Raw genomic sequence first — 18,041 nt, forward strand, 5'->3', positions numbered from 1 at the left:
AGGTGATCATGGCCACCGGGTCCGGCAAGACTCGGGTCGCGGCCCGCGGCGCGGAGAAGCTCCGTGCGGGCCGCGTGCTGGTGCTCGTCCCCTCGCTGGACCTGCTCACCCAGACCGAGGCCGCGTGGCGCGAGGCCGGCCGCACCGGCCCGATGATCGGGGTCTCGTCCCTGCGGGGCGAGGACGTGGCCTTCCCCAACACCACGGACGTGGAGGAACTGGTCGACTGGGTGCGGCCGTTCGACAAGGTCACCGTGTTCGCCACGTATGCCTCCCTCGGGCTCGGCACGCTGGAGCGGGCGCACAAGGGCGGCCTTCCGGGCTGGGACCTGATCGTGGTCGATGAGGCGCACCGGACGTCGGGTCGGCTGGGCAAGCCCTGGGCGGTCGTCCACGACAACACCCGCATCCCGTCCCTGCGCCGCCTGTACATGACCGCCACGCCCCGCCTGTGGCAGCTGGACGAGGATGCCGAGGGCGCGCCGGGCGAGCTGGTGGCGAGCATGGAGGACGACCCGGACGGCCCGTTCGGTGCGCGCTGCTTCACGCTGACCCTCTCGGAGGCGATCGACCGGGGGATTTGTGCCCCCTACCAGGTGGTGTGTGTGGACATCACCGACACCCAGCTCCAGGCCGCGCAGCTCCTGGGCGTGGAGGGCCGCTCGGACGAGGTCCGCGGGGCCCGGCTCGCAGCCCTCCAGACCGCGCTGCTCAAGGCGTCCTCGGAGGAGAACTTCCGGCGCACGCTCGTCTTCCACCATGTCGTCAAGGAGGCCGAGGCGTTCGCGGCCGGCCTTCCCGACGTCGCCAAGCGGCTGCACGCCGCCGACCCCGAGCTGTACCCGCGCACGATCTGGGCCAACTGGCTGTGCGGCGAGCACAAGCCGGGTCACCGGCGCCGGGTACTGGGCGAGTTCACGTCCGGGATCGCCACGGACGGCACGGTCGTGGAGAAAGGCTTCCTCGGCTCGGTGAAGGTCCTCGGGGAGGGCGTGGACACCCGGGAATGTGACTCCGTCTACTGGGCCGACGTCCGCGGCTCCATGCCCGACCTCGTCCAAGCCGTCGGCCGCGCGCTACGCATGCACCCAGGCGAGGGCAAGGTCGCCTCCCTCGTGGTACCGGTCCTGCTCGACCCCGGCGAGACCGCCGACAACATGCTGACCTCCAGGGCGTTCGGCGGACTGGCGAAGCTGCTGGAGGCGCTCAGGGCGCACGACGCCCGAGTGGTGGAACAGCTCGCCGAGCAGCAAGCGCAGAGCCGTGTCAGGGGCGTTCAGAGTCGCAGCGGGGGCGAGGAGAGCCGGGGCGAGGGGAACGGGTCCGGCGGCCCGTCGGCGCCGGCGCGGAAGCTGCTGAAGTTCTCCGTGCCGCGTGATCCGGCGCAGCTGGCCGCGTTCATCAACCTGCGGGTCCTCAACCCCGAGCACGAGCACTGGCGGCGTGGCATCGAGGCCGCCGTCATCTACAACCGGCTGCACGGCGACCTGAAGGTGCCCTTCACCTACCGGGTGCCCAGCGGCGAGGACCAGGTGGTGGAGGCCGAGGGGTGGCCGGCCTCGCTCGTGGGCTTCCCGCTCGGGCAGTGGATCGCCGACAACCGGCGCTTCTACGCCCGCGGCGACATGAACGAGGACCGCGTCGAGCAGCTGGAGAAGCTGGGCATGGTGTGGTCGCACTTCGACGTCGCGTGGGAGGAAGGTCTCGCAGCGGCCCGCGGCTGGGCAGCCGAGGCGGGCCACCTCCTGGCCCCGCTCGACGCCACCTACCAGGGCTACCGGGTCGGGATCTGGCTGAAGAACGCGCGGGCCGCCGCCCGCAAGGCGCAGGAGAACGAGCAGCGGCGTGCCGAGGGCCTTCCCGTGAAGTCGTCGGCCGGGACGCTGTCGCAGACGCGGCGCGAGCAGCTGGAGGAGATCGATCCGTCGTGGTGCCCGAGCTGGCCGGTGACGTGGCAGCGGTGCTTCCACCTGGTCCGGATGCACCTGGATGCGGGCGAGGCGCTGCCCACCGAGGCGGGCGACGTCGTGCGCCAGGGCGCGGACCTCGGGCGGTGGGTGCAGTCAGTGCGGCTCGGCTGGGACCAGCTCACGACCGTGCAGCAGTGGATGTGCGAGCAGGTCCTCGGGATCACACCCGCCAGCGAGGACGAGAAGCCGAAGCCGCGCCGTACACAGGCCGACAAATGGGCCCTCAACTACCAGGCCGCCAAACAGTACTACCAGCGCGAAGGACACCTACGGGTACCGAGGAAGCACATCGAACGGATCACCACCGGCGGCAACGGGAGCGGCGGCAGCGGCGACGACCAAGAGGTTCGGGAGCTTCGGCTCGGTGCATGGATCGGAAACCAGCGCTCCCGGGCGGCGACGCTGACACCGGAGCGAATCGAGCAACTCTCCGTCATCGGCATGCGATGGACGTGAGGGCCATCGTCATCACCGCAGCCACCGCGCTCACGACCGGCTACCTGCTCGGGCGGCTTCGCCCGTGACAGCGGCTGGGCGACTGGGCAGCCGATCAAGTCCGCTTCACGCTCGCCCATGCCGAGGCGGAACGTCCCTCACGGGTTGATGTCCGACCAGAACAACGCGGCATGGGCAGACCCCCGCTCTCGCCCCGAGCATCGCCAGTGTGGGATCTCAGATCCCGTGGCCGAATCTCAGGGGAAATGGCCAGCCCGTGGCCGAACGGCCACGGTCGTGAGACTGCCTGGTCAGCCTGTTCACTCTCGGGAGTGAGGGTAGATGTGGCCGAGGCGTCCTATGGACAGTCTGTTGGCAGGAGGGTCGGTCGCCATCCGGCCCGCGCTGGGGGACGCGGCCAACCTTGACCTGCCGGTGCAGAGCCTGAACGTGCCCGCCCTGGTCTTCAACAAATACAGCGACGTGCTCGCCGCCGACCAGTTGGCCCGAGCTCTGGCACCGGACCTGAAACCCGGGACGAACCGCCTTCGAGTGCTCTTCTCCGAACAGGCAGCCCATGACTACAGGCAGCCCATGACTACGGAGACGACTGGGAAGAGTACACAGCCACCGCTGTGGCCTACCTGCGCGCGCAAATGGGAACCGAAACGACGACGCACGCCTGCATTCCCTTGTCAGCGAGCTCTCCGTCGAAAACGAGCGCTTCAGGCAACTATGGGCGCGCCACGAAGTACGCACCGCGCACGACGTCACTTTTCGCATACGGCACCCTCAAGTCGGCCCATTGGAACTGCTGGTCCAGAAATTCCACGTACCGGGCCCCTACAGCTGGAAGCCTTGCTGCTCCACACCGCACCGGGCAGCCCATCGGCACACGCTCTTGCTCTTTTGGCAACCCTCAACGACTCGGAATGCTGAACTCGATCAGGTGGCCGTTCGGCCACGGGCCGGCCTTCTCCCCTGAACTTTGACCGCGGGATCTTTGCCGGCCCGCGCGCTGGACAGGTGCTCCAGCCCACTTCGCCCGGCGCCCGGCACCTGTGCCGGGTGCCACCTCTGCGCGCCGATGGGTCAGCTGAAGGTGCGCCGGTAGGTTTGCGGGCTGACGCCGGTGGTGCGCTTGAAGCGGTCACGGAAGGTGGTGGACGAGCCGAAACCGACCTGCTGGCCAATGCGCTCGACGGAGTGATCGGTGATCTCCAGCAGGTGCTGGGCCTGGCGGATGCGAGCCCGGTGGAGCCACTGCAGCGGGGTGGTGCCGGTCTGATTGCGAAAGCGTCGGATCAAGGTGCGCGTGCTGGTTCCGCCCTGCGCGGCCATATCGGCCAGGGTGAGGTCGCGGGCGAGGTTTTCCCGGAGCCAGGCCAGCAGCGTCTCCAACTCGGTCCCCTGCTGCGGGGCCGGCGCGTGGTCGTGGACGATGAACTGAGCCTGTCCGCCCTCGCGTTCGAGTGGCATCACGGACAGACGGGCGGCATCGGCGGCCACGGCTGAGCCGTAGTCACGACGGATCATGTGCAGGCACAGGTCCATGCCGGCGGCGGCGCCTGCCGAGGTGAGGAACTGGCCGTTGTCGACATAGAGCACATCCGCGTCGACGGTGACGTTCGGGTACAGGGCGGCCAGCAGGTCCGCCGTACGCCAGTGGGTGGTGACGCGCAGCCCGTCGAGAAGACCGGTGGCCGCGAGGGGGAACGTGCCCACGCACAGTGAGGCGATCCGCGTCCCGGACGCGGCGGCCGACCGCAGGGCATCGCATACGGCGGGAGGGAGCGGGGCCGTGGGGTCGGCGATGCCCGGCACGACGATCGTGTCCGCATCCTTCAGACCCTCCAGCTTCCACGGCGCGCGCAGGGTGAAGACGCCGGCGTCGATCTCGTCGCGTTCTGCGCAGACCCGCAGTTGATAGCCGGGCCGCCCGTCGGGCAGGCGGGTCCGGGCAAAGACCTCAATCGGCGTGGACAGGTCGAACGGGATCACCTGGTCCAGCGCGAGAACGGCGACGGTGTGCATGGCGAGAACCTACCTGTCCACAACATGACAGAACCTGGGACAAAGCACTGATACGCCCAGGTGACAGCAGCTTTGATGCCCGCGAAAGCGTATGGCAATTTCCCGTTGGAATATGTCACTCCTGCCACTGGGCGATCGAGTCGGCAGACGGTTGACTTTCATCACGACTCAGCGAACCCGATCCCGGAGAACCGCCCATGCACGTCCAGATCGTCCTGTTCGACGGCTTCGATCCGCTTGATGTCATCGCCCCCTACGAGGTGCTGTACGCCGGTGGCACGGCCACGGAGGGCGCGGTGAGCGTGGAACTGGCATGCGCGCAGGGGCCCCGCGACGTGATCAGCGGCACCGGGGGGCTGGTACTGCGCGCCACCGCCGCCCTCGATCCGAAGCGGGCGGACATGATCCTGGTGCCCGGCGCCTCCGGCCGCGTCGGTGAGCCCGGTGAGGTCCCGCAGGAAGAGGCGGGGGCCGGCGAGTGGAAGCAGGACGAGTTCATCCCGGTACTGCTCGGCCGCACACTGACCACCGAGCTGCCCACGCTCCTGAAGCAGGCGATGGACGATCCGGACGTGACGGTCGCCGCCGTCTGCGGCGGCTCACTCGTCCTGGCCATGGCGGGCTTGCTGGAAGACCGGCACGCCACCATGCATCACATGGGCCTGGACCTGCTGGACGCCGCCGGAGCGGACGCGGTGAGCGCCCGTGTCGTCGACGACGGCGACCTGATCACCGGCGCCGGCGTCACCTCCGGACTCGACCTCGGCCTGTACCTACTGGAACGCGCGGCCGGGCCGCGCATCGCACACGCCGTCGAGGAACTCTTCGCCTACGAGCGACGCGGCACCGTCTGGCGCGCCGAAGGCCCCACTCCCGCCAGCCTCTGACCCCCGGCCCGCACCCACCGCCGCGGGCCCGTCTCTCACGCCTTGGCGCACCGCAAGAAGGAGCATCACCATGCCTGTTGAAGGCAACTGGAACCTGTCCGTCTCCACCCCCATCGGCAAGATCAAAGCCGTGGTGGAACTGTGCAGGCAGGACGACGGCACCCTGACCGGCGTCGCTCACGGAACCGGCGAGGAGGTACCACTCAGCGACATCGCCCTCGACGGCGACCGGCTCACCTGGAGGCAGACCGTCACCAAGCCCATGCGACTCAACCTGGCCTTCGACGTGGTCGTGGACGGCGACACGCTCACGGGCACCTCCAAGGCAGGACGCCTCCCGTCCTCGAAGGTCACCGGCGAGCGCCTGACGGCCGTGGAGCGCCCGGCGTGACCAAGATCCTGCTGTCCTTGCACGTCCTGGCCGCCATCCTGGCCGTCGGCCCCGTCACCGTCGCTGCGAGCATGTTCCCCGCGACACTGCGCCGCACCACCGGCGACCGGGACGGCGCCCGCACGACCCTGCAGACGCTGCACCGCATCTGCAGGGTCTACGCCGGCATCGGCATCGCGGTCCCCGTCTTCGGCTTCGCCACGGCCAGCAGCCTCGGTGTCCTCGGCGACGCCTGGCTGATCACCTCGATCGTGCTGACCGCGGCAGCCGCCGGGATCCTGATCCTGCTGATCCTGCCCGGTCAGGACCGCGCCCTGACCGGCACGGCGGCCCCGTCCGAAACGCCGGCGCCCGCAGCTGCGCACCGTCTCGCCATGGCAACCGGCGTCTTCAACCTGCTCTGGGCGACCGTCACCGTCTTGATGATCATCCGCCCCGGCTCGACCACAGGAGCGTGATCATGCGTCCGCGTTCACCGCGCCACCTGCGCATCGCAGCTCACGCCGAGCTGATCTCCCTGATCGTGATGCTGGCCAACGTGTTCACCGTCCACCTCAAGCCCGTCTCGTCCGTGATGGGACCCACACACGGCTGCGCGTACTTGTTCGTAGTCGTCGCGACATGGCGCCTCAAGCCAGGTCCGGCCGTCAACACCGCGGCCCTCATCCCCGGAGTCGGCGGACTGCTCGCGCTGCGGCTGCAACCACGGCGCCGCGACCCCTGCCCGAGCCGAAGAGACCGCACCGTCCTGACCCTGCGCCCCGGGTGGCCAGCGCCGCATCGGCACGACAACCTCGCCGGGCCGTGATCGGAACGCCCGCCAGTCAGGGCGGCGGCACGGCCCGGAGCGCGGCCGGATCCGGGGGTCTGGGCGCACCGCGCGGGCCCAGGCCGTCCGGACGCCGGCGACGAGGGCCTGGCACCCCGGAGTTTGCGTATCCCAGGTGCCTCAGTTTCTCACTGCGCGGGGGCAGCCTGGTCTATTGCCGCCAAGCGGCAACGCTCTGTTCGAAGTCGTCCTTGTAGGAGCGGCGCAGGGTGAGGTCGGCTTCGGTCAGCTCCGGGTGCACCGGGGGAGCTTCTGGGGCGGCCCACAGTTGGATCAGGTGGTGCTCGCCGCGGTCGCCGACGCCCGGCTCGTGGTCATCGACGTGGCAGTACAGGCGCATCCGGATCCACGTCGGTACACGGTCGGGGAAGCGTGAGCGGGCCGTTTTCGGGTTCGGCTTCCTCGAGGTCGCCGCTGCCGAGCACGTAGACGACGGCGGTGTCCTCGACTGGCGTGGAGGCTGACTTCTTCCGCGGCGCTCCGTGCCGGGTCGGTTTCGGGTGGAGGCGGTCCGTCGTGGGTCTGGAGGGTGATGGTGAGGGTGCCCGTGTCGGTGTCGGTGTCGGTGATGTGTGCCATGTCTTTTGCGATGGGCCCGCGCCGCCAGCCGTATGGCCACTCGGGCGGCCATTCGTAGTCCTCGCCGACCGTGCGGAGGTAGCCGTACTCGCCGGTCTCCGGCGTCAGAGTGGTCTCCGTGGTGATCAAGGTGGTGTCCTCAACGCAGAGGGCGCCCCGGTGCGCGCGGGGGTGCCCTGTGGGGCCGTTGCGTTCAGCCTGTCAGGGCGTCAGGCGATGACGTAGAACGGGTCCTTGTCCATGACGTGCGTCGGCCGGCGCCAGTTCGTGATGCGGGCGCCCTGGGTGTTGTTCTCGTTCGGGCTCACCCATGTCGACTCGCGCTGCGAGGCGGGCAGTTTGGTGCCGCCTTGGTAGGTCGAGGCGAACGGGTACTCGTCGCAGTAGGTGCGGCCCGCCTTCCGCATGCCCGGCGGGGCCGTGCGGCTCCTGGGGCAGACCGCCTGGCGGTTCTTGGTCTTCTGCTTGCTGTGATCATCCATGTCAGGGGCTTGCCGCCCTGGGGGTCGCCGTAGTGGCCGCCGTGGGCGCGGAGCTTGCGGATTCCGTCGTCGATCCACGGAATGCACACCATCGACACCGCGGTGGGTGCATCGGTCATGGCGCAGCCGGTGGTGCCGTAGTAGTTGTCGCACCGCCAAGTGGCCGACTTGCAGCCCGCCGAGCCGGGAACGTAGCCGGTGAACGTGGCCGTGCCGACCTTGATGACGCGGCTGACCCTGACGCGGACGGTAGCCCACTCGCACCCGCAGACCCTGGGGCGTGTCGCCCTCGTCGGGTACGGACGTGGCCATCGCCGCTGGAAGCGGGGTTACGGCCGTGGCTGTCATGGGCACCTGGGAGATCCGCAACCGATTCGGGCAGGTGTTCATGGGAATGGCAGGCGGGCTCCTGGCTGCCTGGGTACGGCGTTCGGTCGGGTACGCGCGGGCCGCTCTGCGCTCGCCGGGGCCGGAGCGTGATGATGCGGTCCTTCTCGGGAAGTCCGTGGCGGCGGCGACCGCGGCGTGGTCGGTGGCGCGCTGGCTCCTGCCGAGCACCGTCTGGTCGTTCGCCCCTTTGACCGCGCTGCTGGTACTGCAGGCCACGGTGTACCGCTCCCTGCGCCACGGAGCGCAGTATGTGACCGCGCTGGGGGTCGGCGCGGGCCTGGCCGCCGGGCTGGCCTCGTGGGCCGGCATCCAGGTGTGGACCTTCGCGCTGCTGATGCTCGCCGCTCTTCTTCTGTCACGGCCGAGACCGCTGGGCGCGTACGGTTTCCAGGTGGTCGCGGTAGCGATCTTCGCGTTCAACGCGGGACAGGGAAGGATCGCTTACGTCGGGCATCTGATGGCCGCGGTGGCGATCGGCGCGGCCTGTGGTGCCCTCGCCCACGCGATCGCGGCGCCGGCCCGCCGCCCCCTGCACCGCCGAGAGCGCGTCGCGCGCCTGTACGAGCGCCTCGCAGACGTCCTGCGTGACATCAGCGAGGGCCTGCTGGAGGGGGACGACCGCGTGGCTCTGCGGGCATCCGGGCAGTGGAGGAGCAACGCCGCACGTCTGTCCGGCGAAGCGGAGCACGCCGAGGGCGCGGTCGCCGCTGAACAGGAGAACGCGTGGTTCAACCCGCGCCGGGATCCGACCGACTCCCGCCATCTGCTCCCCCGCACCCGTTGCGCCGTACGCATCGCTCATCTCTGCGTGAGCCACGTACGGTCTCTCACCCGTACCCTCGACCACGCCCGCGCTGACGGCCAGGAAGGCTGTCTGACGCGCTCCTTCCGGACCGGCTACGCGGAGTCGCTGAACTTCCTGGCGGACGCACTGGAGCACGTAGGAAGGGTCGAGCGCACGGACACCGATGCCCTCGACACCGTCCTGCGGCGGGCCCGGGACCCGCTGAACGGGCTCGACGCTCTTCCCGCCTGCGCCGACGGCAGCTGCCACGACTGCCTGATCCTGCGCGGCGCACTCGTCAACGACGCCGCCCGCATCGCCGTGGAGCTGGACCACGCCGCAACCGGCATGGACCGTGCCGAAGAAGCGGCCCGCGCACCCCGTCATCCGCGGCGGGGCAACCGGTCGGCGTCCTCATCGCATGCCGCATAGCCGCCCGCGGACGGCCGGCCCCGATCGAACCCAGAGCAGCAGGCCGGCAAGCCGCATCCCGACCGAGAGATGCCACCGCCCAGAGTGTCCATGACACGTTCTGGGACTTCGTCTCACTGCACACCGAGGCCTCCGCCTCGTCAACGCCGAGGGTGCCACGACACTGGTGAAGTTCCACCGGAAGCCCGAGCTCGGCGTGCACTTCCTGCTTTAAGAGGCCCAGATCGCATCCGGCGTGGACCCGGGGGCACCCGCACCGCGTCCAGCACCGTGTCGAAGACCGTTGAGTCGTTGACGTTGCCTGGGGTGACGATGATGGCCAGAGGAAGGCCGCGGCCGTCGGCTGCGAGGTGGACCTTGGTGGTCAGCCCGCCGCGGGACCGGCCGAGTGCCTGGCCAAGCGTCGGATGTGGCGGATCTTCCAGTTCGTCCTGTGCCAGTGCCCCCCTTTTGCGAGCTGCGGCGGCGTGTTGGTGGGCACAACCGGATCGAACAGGTCGTGGAGCAGTTCCCGGACCGGGTGTTCGCGTTCGACGAGTTCGGGCCGCTCGGTATCCGGCCCGCCGCCGGGTCGTGCTGGGCCGAGCAGGGACAGCCTGAGCGGCACCCCGACCTGTCACCGCACGCACGGGGTGCGCTGCTTACGGCTGCTGTTCGGTCGGCGACGACAAGTTGTGGGGCGTCAAACGCAGGGAGAAGGGCGCCGCGAACACCCTGGCCGCGCTGAGGCCGATCCACGGGCCCGTCGCGCACGTGCCCGCGTCCGCCGCGAGAAGGGCATCCGCTGGGGCGGGCGCCCCCTGGAAACCGCGGCCTGAAGAATCCGGCGATCTGTGTCCTGGACGGGCGAAGCTGCCGCAGGGGGCAATGAGTTGATCTTGAAGCTCTGAAGGGCCCGGCCCGTCACCCGTTCCACTGGGCTGGATCCTCCCCCCTCGCCGAACGTGGCGCGCCGTCCGGCGGCAGCGGGACCCCCATGCGAAAGGGGTGAAATGTGAAGCCCCACCCCCTGCGGACCAGGAGGCTTCGCATTGCCAAGGAGTGTGCGGGGCGGCCAGGTACTCGTGCGGGTCGTGGTCCGCGGCGGTCCGGGCGGGTGTCTCCGCCCGGTCGTGTCCGTGGCGTCACTTGGTGGGCCTTGTCGGTGTCCAGTCCGTATCGGCCCGCCCAGGTCCCCCAGGTGCGGCGTTGGTTGGTCACCGTGTCGGTCAGTGTGCGGTCGATGTCGAACAGGACGTACTTCAGGGAGTCCGGCTGTCCGGGTTCATTGGTCAAGGGGCGATCGCGCCAGGTGGCGGGCGGGCCGTCGCGGTGTGTCTGTCCGCCGTCGGCACCGGCAAAATTTCGTAAGGATGCGGCCACACGTCACACGGTTCAGGGACCAACTCCTGGTTTATCCGTCGCCGGAGAGAAGAAGTCATATACCGACGCCGTCAACAGGAGGATCGGTGCAGTGGATTCCATGCTCTGCGCAAGTATTTCGCCCCCATCAGCCAGTACTGATGCACCATCGGGGAAATCTTCCACGTATACGTGGCTTGTCCGATCTGTGAGGCTCACTTCTTCCCCGGCGACTTAGCTACCCAGAGTGATCATTACGATACGTCGAGTTGTCATGTGGCTCCGGACAGGAAATCAGTGCGCAGCACGTCATCCCTAACACCGCGGCGGAAAGGGCCGAACGGCGGCCGCTCTGGCGACCGGATTCGTTTACATCCGTGACGCGAACCTCTTCGGCTCGGTCGCCCCCCTCCGTGATTCCATGCCCGATTCGGTCTCTCTTTCGGCTGAGACGGCAGACTGCGCGAAAGTCCCCCTCAAGGACACTCCCCTGCCGTCTGTATCGGATTCGGCTTCGCGGCCTTATTCTGACGCTCGCCGACGGGTGCCGGTCGGGGTATTTTCACAGGGCGCTGACGAAATATCACAGAATTGACAGGTCATGAATCCATTCTCACGAGAGAGTTTTACATAGTGGAGTCGACGCTTTCCCTCGCGAACGTCAGCCGGCAGACGATTGTCCCGCTCTTCTCTCGCCTGCGTACCGGTCGGGGGCAGGCAAACCCTCTGGCCGCCTATCAGGAGCTCAGGAAACTGGGTGAAGTGTTTCCGGCGCCCTGGGGCGGGTATTTGGTGACTTCTCACCGGCTCTGCCATCAGGTCTTGCGTGACAGATCGTGGCGGGTTCCTGATCTGCATTGGCGTCTCAGTCAGGATGACTCCGCGCGCTGGAGTTCTCCTGCTTCGCGGCAGATGGCGGCCTCCTTGCCGATGCTGAATCCTCCTGATCATACGATGACGCGGAAGTCGCTCGGGAATATATTCGACCGTCACTCGCTGGCCAGATTGCGGCCGTTCATCGAGGAGACAGCGGATCGACTGACGGACCGGTTCTTCGAGGAAGCCCGTGAGGGATCGGCGGATTTCTGTTCACTCGTCGCCGATGAACTGCCGGTCATTACCATAGGGCAATGGATGGGGCTCCCCGAAGCGGATCATGAACTGCTGCGCACGCTGACTCATGACCAGGTCCACACGCAGGAACTGTTCCCTTCCCGAAGCCAGTTGGCGCTTTCCGATTCGGCCACGGCGCAGCTGCGTCAGTACTTCACCGACGTGATCCGAGAACGCCGAAGCAGTCCGGGGGAAGACCCGATCTCTTCTTGGCTCCGGGCGTGGGACGGTATTGAGTCCGATCGCGCCCGGGCTGATGCCGCGGTTCATTCTCTTGCGTTGTTCATGATTCTCGCGGCTCTGGAGACGACCTCGCACGTGTTGTCCGCGAGTGTGCGCCTGCTGGTCGACCGCCCTCATGAGTGGGAGTGGCTGCGCCGGCATCCGGAGGACGTGGGCGGCGCGGTCGAGGAGACGCTCCGATACGATGCTCCGATACACATGATCAGCCGGGTGGCGTCGATGGACTGTGAGGTCGGTGGCGTACTCGTACGCGAAGGGGAAATGGTTCAGCTCATGACGGGCGCGGCTCATCATGACCCGAAGCAGTATGCCGATCCGCATGTTTTCGATATTCGCCGGGCGCAGGCTCATCTCAGCTTCGGCGGGGGTATCCATTACTGCCTGGGGAACGCTCTCGCCCGGCTGGAGGCGACGGCGCTTCTCAACTCGCTGCTGAAACGGGATGCGCGGCTGTCCATCAGTGCGCCTCCGCGGTGGGAGCCGCGCATCGCTTTTCGCCGGATGACGTCCATGCAGTTGGCTCTCGGCTGAGGAATGATCATTTTCGATGTGCAGAGTCTGAAGAAAGAAGTAGACACATCAACAGCTACAAGACGCTTCTCGTCACGCTCGAATCCTCTGTCCTCACCGTTCAGTTGAATATCCCTGAGTCCGATAACGCCATATCGGGGAAGGTCCTCGATGATCTCCTTGACGTCCTGTTCCGTGCGGAGGCCGATCCTGGTATTCGTGTGCTGATACTGGCCGGCGCCGGGGACGACTTCAGCGTGGGAGGGGACCGCACCGAGTTCTCGACGCTTCTCGCACAGGATCCGTCGGGCGAGGCGCTCAGCGCGCTCCTGACCAAGGCGGAGCGCTTGTGCGATGCCCTCAGGGGAACCGAGTTGGTGACCATCGCGCGGCTGCACGGCCGGGTGATCGGTGCCGGTCTGGGACTGGCGGTGCTCTGCGATCTGCGGGTGGGGGCGGACAACTGCCGTTTCCGTATGCCGGAATTGGGGCTCGGTGTCCCGCCCGCGTGGGGCGGCATTCTCCCCCGTCTTCTGCGCGAAGGGGGGCAGCCGGAAGTCCGCGAGCTGCTGCTGACCTGTGCTGCCTTCGACGCCTCGAAGGCGAAGGAGCTGTCCCTTCTGAACAAGGTCGTGCCGCTGGAGCAGCTCGACTCGGCCGTCAGAGAGTGGAGCAAACCGCTGACCCGCCGTTCGCCGCTGGCGCTGCGTATGACCAAGAAGGCGTTGAACGCCTACGGCAACACCGCCCAGCTGGCCGTCGGTTCCTCCTTCGACACGGCGCTTCTGACGTCGGTGCTGTCCGCCCGGGAGTTGACGCGCCGGCCTTGAGAACGGCTCCGGTCACCCGCCGTAGGCCCCGTCCTCAGGGGCCGGTCCTGCGGCGGCTGCCGGTGCACCTGCCTCATGCGTCTTTCCGGCGGCAGTGCGTTGTGGTGGCGCATCGCGGCGGACCGGCTGGTGAAGCAGTACATCGGTCGGATCCGGGAGTGGTTCGCCGAGCTGAACCCGGCACTGGCCGACGAGCGCGGGGTGCCGGTCGCCGTGGAGCGGGGGTGGCCGCGGGTGATCGGGCCGGTCCGCCCGACCCTGGAGTCGCGGTACCCTCTCGCGCCGATCGAGTCGTTCATGGGGTGGGCCCGCCCGGACGGCACCTCGCTCGACCCGTGGATCCGCACCCACCAGCGTCCCGGTGCGCGCATCGTCGCCGCCGCGCCGGCCTCGCAGACGAGGACCGGCACGGTCTGCGAGTGGGAGCGGTGGACGGGCCTGGTCTTCCCGGCGTCGGGCGAGTACGTCGTCCCGCGGGGGCTCGGCCTGCGGCGTGTCGACAAGGACAGCGGTCAGGGCGCCTATGTGGAGCCCGGTGTGTGGATGCGGCACATGTGAGAACCCCTGGGATCCTGTGCTGTGACCGGCGGGGTCGGCCGGGGTGTCCGTTCTCTGGGCGCGTCCGGTGCGGTTGCCGCCCGCGGCACTACTGTGCCGGGGTGACCGAGAACCAGGATTCCCGCGCCGTCGTCGCTCTGAGGGGTGTCGCCGTCCACCGGCGTAGCAGCGGGCAGGAGATCGTCCTCGACGGGATCGACTGGATTGTCCGGTCCGGCGAGCACTGGGCGCTGCTGGGGGCGAACGGGGCCGGCAAGACGACCTTGTTGCGGCTCGTCGGGGCGGCCATGTATCCCACGCTCGGCAGCGTCGAGGTTCTCGGTGACCGGCTCGGCCGCATCGACATGCGTGAGCTGCGGGCGCGTGTCGGTCTGGTGTCCGCCGCGCAGAAGGTCCCGCCCGACGCCACCGCCCACACGGTCGTCCTGACGGGGGCGACGGGGACGGTGCAGCCGTTGTGGCGGGAGTACGGGACCGCGGTGCGCGAGCGTGCCCGCGTCCTGCTGGCCGAGCTGGGGTGCAAGGAGTTCGCCGACCGCCGGTTCGGTGACTGCTCGGGCGGCCAGCGGGCCCGGATCCTGATCTGCCGTGCGCTGATGGCGGATCCGGCGCTGCTGCTGCTCGACGAGCCGTTCAACGCCCTCGATCTCCCCTCCCGTGAGGATCTCGTGGACGCGCTGCAGCGCCTGGCGGCCGACCAGCCCGCCCTCGCCACCGTCACGGTCACGCACTATGTGGAGGAGCTCCCGCCCAGCACCACGCATGCCTTCCTGCTCAAGGAGGGCCGAAAGCTGGCGTCCGGGGCGGTGGACGGTGTGCTCACCGCGGACAACATGACGCTCTGCTTCGGGCGTCCCGTTCATGTGGCCCGCCACGACGGCCGGTGGTACGCGCGCTCGGGCCGCTGATGCCGTAAGCCGGCGGCCGGCCCGCCGGCTTACGGGCCGGCGCGGTGTGCCGGTGGGTCTACAGGTCGCGGCCGACGAGGTAGTCCAGCACCGTGAGCAGGTCTTCCACGGCGCCGGTGGCCAGGGGTGTGCGGGTCAGGAGGGCGCGGGCGGCGGCCGTGTGGGTGCGGGCCTCGGCCAGTGCCGCCGTGCGGCCGCCGGCCGCTTCGATCAGGGCGGCGGCCTCCTGGGTCCGCGCCGGTGAGTTGAGCAGGTCGGGCAGGGCGCGGGCGTCCGGGGAGACGAGGGCGGCCAGGACCGGGTAGGTCTTCTTGCCCTCCCGCAGGTCGCCGCCCGTGGGTTTGCCGGTGACGGCGGGGTCGCCCCAGATCCCGAGGACGTCGTCGACCAGCTGGAAGGCGATGCCGAGATGCCGTCCGGCCCGGTCGAGCGCGTCGGTGGTGTCCTCGCCGGCCCCGCCGAGCGCGGCGCCCAGGGCGCAGGCGCAGCCGAGGAGGGCGCCGGTCTTGGCCTCGGCCATCGCCTGGTACTCCTCGGTGGTCACCTTGCCGGGGCCGGTATGGGGGCGGCCGGTGAACAGCAGGTCGTCGGCCTGTCCGCGGACCAGGTCGGTCAGGGCTGTGGACAGGAGCCGTACGGCGCGGGCGCCTTGGGGGGCGGCGGCGAGGGTCTCCACCGCCAGGGCGAACAGGGCGTCGCCGGCCAGTACCGCGGGGCCGGTGCCGTATGCCTTCCACACGGCGGGGCGGCGGCGCCGGGTGGCGTCGCCGTCCATGATGTCGTCGTGCAGGAGCGAGAAGGTGTGGACCAGTTCCACGGCGACCGCGGCGGGTATTGCGGTGCGTGCGTCGGCGCCTGCCGCGCGTGCGCCGAGTACGGCCAGTGCCTGTCGAACGCCTTTGCCGCCGGCGGTGGTGGTGGGTGTGCCGCCCACCTCGCACCAGCCGAAGGAGTACGCGGCCATCTCGGCGGTCCACGGGTGCAGCCGGCCGATCGCCTCGCGCAGGGCGGGGCGTACCAGCGCGGTGCAGCGGGCGAGGACTTCGGGGGCTGCGGGCGGGGCGTGCAGGGCGGTCATCGTACGGCCTCCGCCTCGCGTGCGAACTCCTCCTGGGCGCGGGTCACCAGCCGTTGTACGTGTTTGAGGCCGCTGCCTTCCAGTGAGCGTGCCAGTGCGGTGAGTTCGGCGGTGGTCTCGGCGTGGGTGCGGTCGAGTCGTGCCCGTGACTTGGCGAGGCCGAGGCGGGCGAGTGCCTCGCCGCGGGGCTCGCTCATGGCGCGGAACTCGGTGAGTGCCAGCTCGTACATCTGCCGTGCTTCTTCGTGGCGGCCGGCCCGGTGGAGGACGTTGCCCTGCATCTTGTGGTTGTAGGCAAGGGCGCTGGAGAGGTTCATCGCGCGGCAGCCGGTCTCCGCGCGGGAGAGGAGTTCGAGTGCTTTCTCGGTGTTCTTGTCGCGTACCGAGAGGATGTCCGCGAGGCCGCGCAGGGCCCAGGCGTGGCCGCGGGTGTCCTCGGCGCGTTGGGCTATCTCCGCAGCTTCTTCGAAGAGGGTGTAGGCGCGGTCGTAGTCGCCGGTGTTGCGGTGCATCTGGGCGATGCCTTCCAGGGCCCAGACCGTGTGGCGGGCCTCGCCGCGCCTGCGGGCCTCGGCCAGCAGTTGTTCGTGGAGGCGGCCGACGGCGTCGTAGTCGCCCTGGATGCGGCCGGTTTCGGCGAGTCCGGCCAGGGAGTAGCCGCGGCAGACGATGTCGCCTGCCTGTTCGCCGAGTTCGGCGGCGAGGCCGAGCAGTCGCCAGGCCAGGGGGAAGGCTCCGCGCTGGCGGGCGAGGGTGCCGCCGCTCCACAGGGCCCATGCCATCGCGGCGGTGTCGCCGGCCTGGCGGGCGGTGCGGTAGCTGGCCTTCCAGGCCTGGTCGGCTTCCCGTACCTTGCCGAGGCGCCGGTAGGCCTCGGCCACGGCGAGTCCGCAGCGGGCGGCCTCGGCCGGGTGCCCGGACCGTTCGGCCTCGCGGAGCTTGTCGATGCCTTCTGTCAGCACGTCCGTCAGGGAGGAGTTCACGGACAGGGTGGTCAGGGCGCCCTGGTACTCGGGGGCGAAAGCCTTGCCGTACATGCATACCTTTCCATACACGACGTGTATACACAGAGTGTATAGGGGGTCGGGGGTACGCCCCGTCCGGGAGGACCGGGGCGTGGCGGTCTGTTGTGGATCAAGACGCGGGTACGGCGGCGGGGGTTGTCCGTGTGGTGCGGATCATGATGTGGAGGTTGTGTGCCGAGTAGCCCAACGCCGCTGCCCGGGGCCGTTGTTCAGCGCTGCGGGCCCGGTGGCGTGGTCTGCCGCAAGGCTGGGGTGCTGGGGGCCGCCGGGCGGGGGCGCGGAAGTTCCGCCCGGGTGTGCCGACGGGCCCCGGCCGTGGGGCCGGGGCCCGTCGGGGCCGGGCTGCGCGGATCGTCGTGCGTGCCCGCCGCGCAGAGGCGGGGTCCGCCCGGCAGGCCGGGGGTCACTCCTTGGGGGGCTTGACGGCGACGTCCAGGTAGAAGGTGTCGATGCTGCGGACCGCCGCCTCGAACTCCTCCAGGTTGACCGGCTTGGTGACGTAGGCGTTCGCGTGGTGGCTGTAGGCGCCGGAGACGTCGTCGGGGGCGGCGGAGGTGGTCAGCACGACGACCGGGATGGTGCGCAGCGCGGGGTCCTCCTTGACCACGGCGAGGAACTCGCGGCCGTTCATGCGCGGCATGTTGAGGTCGAGGACGATCAGGTCGGGGCGCGCGTTGTCCGGGTCGCGCAGGTAGTCCAGGGCGGCGACGCCGTCGCAGACCTGGGTCAGGTTGCGGGCCCCGCGCTCGGAGAGGGCGTCCTGGATGAGCATCGCGTCGGCGACGTCGTCCTCGACCAGCAGCACGTCATAGGGGCGGATAGCGGCGGCGGCCATGGTTCACAAGCTCCGGGGGGTGGGTTGGGGGGTCCGATGACAGGTGCTGCTGGTGATCAGTCCGGGCCAGCGGCGCCGGGCCCCCTGACGGCTCATGTTCAGGGCCTGGCCGATCTCGGGGTAACCCGCGCCGCTCGCGGCCGCGACATGGGCGGCCTGGTCCTCCAGGCGCCTGAGGGCCTGCTTGACGCCGGCGAGGACCTGAAGGCGCTGCAGCGCGCGCCGGCGGGTCTCGCCGGCCGTGTCGGCGCCTTCGTCCAGCGGCAGGACGGTGTCCGGCATGAGACGCCGGGCGAGTTCGTCCACCACCTGCGTGACCAGTGCGGCCGTCTCCGCGGACGAACGTGAGGCGGAAGATGGACCAGGCATGGGGTCACCCTACGTCGC

At 69.3% G+C, this 18,041-nt stretch carries 18 protein-coding genes and 3 pseudogenes; 13 read left to right on the forward strand and 8 right to left on the reverse strand.

Annotated features, from left to right (window positions below):
* From HEP81_RS00005 to HEP81_RS42485, 3 genes and pseudogenes are all read left to right on the forward strand, one after another.
* Positions 1–2,426, forward strand: a 2,426-nt coding sequence (locus HEP81_RS00005) for a DEAD/DEAH box helicase (RefSeq protein WP_421673918.1), incomplete at its 5' end; no start/stop codon positions are given.
* Positions 2,427–2,765: 339 nt separating this feature from the next.
* A pseudogene (locus HEP81_RS42480) lies at positions 2,766–2,978 on the forward strand (hypothetical protein); the annotation flags it as partial.
* 109 nt (positions 2,979–3,087) lie between these two features.
* On the forward strand, positions 3,088–3,390 hold the full coding sequence (locus HEP81_RS42485) for an MmyB family transcriptional regulator (RefSeq protein WP_359513139.1): 303 nt from the start codon (positions 3,088–3,090) through the stop codon (positions 3,388–3,390).
* A 107-nt stretch (positions 3,391–3,497) separates the two neighbouring features.
* Here the strand turns inward: HEP81_RS42485 and HEP81_RS00015 are convergent, their stop codons facing one another.
* Positions 3,498–4,439, reverse strand: coding sequence for a GlxA family transcriptional regulator (locus HEP81_RS00015; RefSeq protein ID WP_037661796.1), 942 nt, complete (start codon positions 4,437–4,439; stop codon positions 3,498–3,500).
* 197 nt (positions 4,440–4,636) lie between these two features.
* Between HEP81_RS00015 and HEP81_RS00020 the strand changes: the two genes are divergently transcribed.
* The 4 genes from HEP81_RS00020 (at position 4,637) to HEP81_RS00035 (ending at position 6,525) form a co-directional block, all read left to right on the forward strand.
* Positions 4,637–5,326, forward strand: a complete 690-nt coding sequence (locus HEP81_RS00020) for a DJ-1/PfpI family protein (RefSeq protein WP_037661799.1) — start codon at positions 4,637–4,639, stop codon at positions 5,324–5,326.
* Positions 5,327–5,396: 70 nt separating this feature from the next.
* A complete protein-coding gene (locus tag HEP81_RS00025) occupies positions 5,397–5,717 on the forward strand; it encodes a hypothetical protein (protein ID WP_037661800.1) in 321 nt (106 codons plus the stop codon).
* The gene (locus HEP81_RS00030; protein WP_037661802.1) at positions 5,714–6,175 is read left to right on the forward strand and encodes a DUF2269 family protein; all 462 of its coding nucleotides are present in this window, start codon (positions 5,714–5,716) and stop codon (positions 6,173–6,175) included. The genes HEP81_RS00025 and HEP81_RS00030 overlap by 4 nt, the downstream gene beginning before the upstream one ends.
* Positions 6,176–6,177: 2 nt before the next feature.
* Positions 6,178–6,525, forward strand: coding sequence for a hypothetical protein (locus HEP81_RS00035; RefSeq protein ID WP_051850552.1), 348 nt, complete (start codon positions 6,178–6,180; stop codon positions 6,523–6,525).
* A gap of 172 nt (positions 6,526–6,697) precedes the next feature.
* Here HEP81_RS00035 and HEP81_RS00040 read toward each other — a convergent pair whose 3' ends face one another.
* Both HEP81_RS00040 and HEP81_RS40975 read right to left on the reverse strand, forming a co-directional pair.
* Positions 6,698–6,886 carry a hypothetical protein gene (locus HEP81_RS00040; RefSeq protein WP_051850553.1) on the reverse strand — a complete coding sequence of 63 codons (189 nt, stop codon included), beginning with the start codon at positions 6,884–6,886 and terminating at the stop codon, positions 6,698–6,700.
* A gap of 448 nt (positions 6,887–7,334) precedes the next feature.
* Complete coding sequence (locus tag HEP81_RS40975) at positions 7,335–7,607, reverse strand: NucA/NucB deoxyribonuclease domain-containing protein (RefSeq protein WP_220450503.1); 273 nt, start codon at positions 7,605–7,607, stop codon at positions 7,335–7,337.
* Positions 7,608–8,001: 394 nt separating this feature from the next.
* On the opposite strand from HEP81_RS40975, the gene HEP81_RS00050 reads away from it, so the two are divergent.
* A complete protein-coding gene (locus tag HEP81_RS00050) occupies positions 8,002–9,213 on the forward strand; it encodes an aromatic acid exporter family protein (protein ID WP_157854572.1) in 1,212 nt (403 codons plus the stop codon).
* A gap of 185 nt (positions 9,214–9,398) precedes the next feature.
* Here HEP81_RS00050 and HEP81_RS42490 read toward each other — a convergent pair.
* Positions 9,399–9,692, reverse strand: a pseudogene (locus tag HEP81_RS42490) (transposase); the annotation flags it as partial.
* A 2-nt stretch (positions 9,693–9,694) separates the two neighbouring features.
* Here HEP81_RS42490 and HEP81_RS40985 point away from each other — a divergent pair.
* From HEP81_RS40985 to HEP81_RS00075, 5 genes and pseudogenes are all read left to right on the forward strand, one after another.
* Positions 9,695–9,948: pseudogene (locus HEP81_RS40985) on the forward strand (IS630 family transposase); the annotation flags it as partial.
* A gap of 1,239 nt (positions 9,949–11,187) precedes the next feature.
* On the forward strand, positions 11,188–12,441 hold the full coding sequence (locus HEP81_RS00060) for a cytochrome P450 (RefSeq protein ID WP_037661804.1): 1,254 nt from the start codon (positions 11,188–11,190) through the stop codon (positions 12,439–12,441).
* Positions 12,442–12,488: 47 nt separating this feature from the next.
* A complete protein-coding gene (locus HEP81_RS00065; RefSeq protein WP_037661866.1) occupies positions 12,489–13,250 on the forward strand; it encodes an enoyl-CoA hydratase/isomerase family protein in 762 nt (253 codons plus the stop codon).
* A gap of 75 nt (positions 13,251–13,325) precedes the next feature.
* The gene (locus tag HEP81_RS00070; protein WP_157854574.1) at positions 13,326–13,808 is read left to right on the forward strand and encodes a hypothetical protein; all 483 of its coding nucleotides are present in this window, start codon (positions 13,326–13,328) and stop codon (positions 13,806–13,808) included.
* Positions 13,809–13,909: 101 nt separating this feature from the next.
* Positions 13,910–14,716 (forward strand): ABC transporter ATP-binding protein, encoded by an 807-nt coding sequence (locus HEP81_RS00075; RefSeq protein WP_037661805.1) that lies wholly within the window; start codon positions 13,910–13,912, stop codon positions 14,714–14,716.
* A gap of 58 nt (positions 14,717–14,774) precedes the next feature.
* Here the strand turns inward: HEP81_RS00075 and HEP81_RS00080 are convergent, their stop codons facing one another.
* The 4 genes from HEP81_RS00080 to HEP81_RS00095 all read right to left on the reverse strand — a co-directional run bounded on the left by HEP81_RS00080 (position 14,775) and on the right by HEP81_RS00095 (position 18,023).
* Positions 14,775–15,794 carry a polyprenyl synthetase family protein gene (locus HEP81_RS00080; RefSeq protein ID WP_037661807.1) on the reverse strand — a complete coding sequence of 340 codons (1,020 nt, stop codon included), beginning with the start codon at positions 15,792–15,794 and terminating at the stop codon, positions 14,775–14,777.
* Entirely contained in the window at positions 15,791–16,831 is a 1,041-nt protein-coding gene (locus HEP81_RS00085; protein ID WP_037661809.1) for a tetratricopeptide repeat protein, read from the reverse strand. Before HEP81_RS00085 ends, HEP81_RS00080 begins: the two co-directional genes overlap by 4 nt.
* A gap of 391 nt (positions 16,832–17,222) precedes the next feature.
* Positions 17,223–17,654, reverse strand: a complete 432-nt coding sequence (locus HEP81_RS00090; RefSeq protein ID WP_037661811.1) for a response regulator — start codon at positions 17,652–17,654, stop codon at positions 17,223–17,225.
* A gap of 3 nt (positions 17,655–17,657) precedes the next feature.
* A complete protein-coding gene (locus HEP81_RS00095; protein WP_051850557.1) occupies positions 17,658–18,023 on the reverse strand; it encodes a hypothetical protein in 366 nt (121 codons plus the stop codon).
* Positions 18,024–18,041 lie beyond the last annotated feature (18 nt).

This window comes from Streptomyces griseofuscus (genome assembly GCF_014673495.1).
GTDB lineage: Bacteria > Actinomycetota > Actinomycetes > Streptomycetales > Streptomycetaceae > Streptomyces > Streptomyces murinus.

Bases quoted from the DNA above. Each gene is read 5' to 3' on its own strand.
- HEP81_RS40975 (WP_220450503.1), bottom strand. From the start codon at position 7,607: ATGGATGATCACAGCAAGCAGAAGACCAAGAACCGCCAGGCGGTCTGC.
- HEP81_RS00085 (WP_037661809.1), bottom strand. From the start codon at position 16,831: ATGTACGGCAAGGCTTTCGCCCCCGAGTACCAGGGCGCCCTGACCACC.
- HEP81_RS00090 (WP_037661811.1), bottom strand. From the start codon at position 17,654: ATGGCCGCCGCCGCTATCCGCCCCTATGACGTGCTGCTGGTCGAGGAC.
- HEP81_RS00035 (WP_051850552.1), top strand. From the start codon at position 6,178: ATGCGTCCGCGTTCACCGCGCCACCTGCGCATCGCAGCTCACGCCGAG.
- HEP81_RS00020 (WP_037661799.1), top strand. From the start codon at position 4,637: ATGCACGTCCAGATCGTCCTGTTCGACGGCTTCGATCCGCTTGATGTC.
- HEP81_RS00040 (WP_051850553.1), bottom strand. From the start codon at position 6,886: ATGCGCCTGTACTGCCACGTCGATGACCACGAGCCGGGCGTCGGCGAC.
- HEP81_RS00015 (WP_037661796.1), bottom strand. From the start codon at position 4,439: ATGCACACCGTCGCCGTTCTCGCGCTGGACCAGGTGATCCCGTTCGAC.
- HEP81_RS00025 (WP_037661800.1), top strand. From the start codon at position 5,397: ATGCCTGTTGAAGGCAACTGGAACCTGTCCGTCTCCACCCCCATCGGC.
- HEP81_RS00050 (WP_157854572.1), top strand. From the start codon at position 8,002: ATGGCAGGCGGGCTCCTGGCTGCCTGGGTACGGCGTTCGGTCGGGTAC.
- HEP81_RS00080 (WP_037661807.1), bottom strand. From the start codon at position 15,794: ATGACCGCCCTGCACGCCCCGCCCGCAGCCCCCGAAGTCCTCGCCCGC.
- HEP81_RS00095 (WP_051850557.1), bottom strand. From the start codon at position 18,023: ATGCCTGGTCCATCTTCCGCCTCACGTTCGTCCGCGGAGACGGCCGCA.
- HEP81_RS00070 (WP_157854574.1), top strand. From the start codon at position 13,326: ATGCGTCTTTCCGGCGGCAGTGCGTTGTGGTGGCGCATCGCGGCGGAC.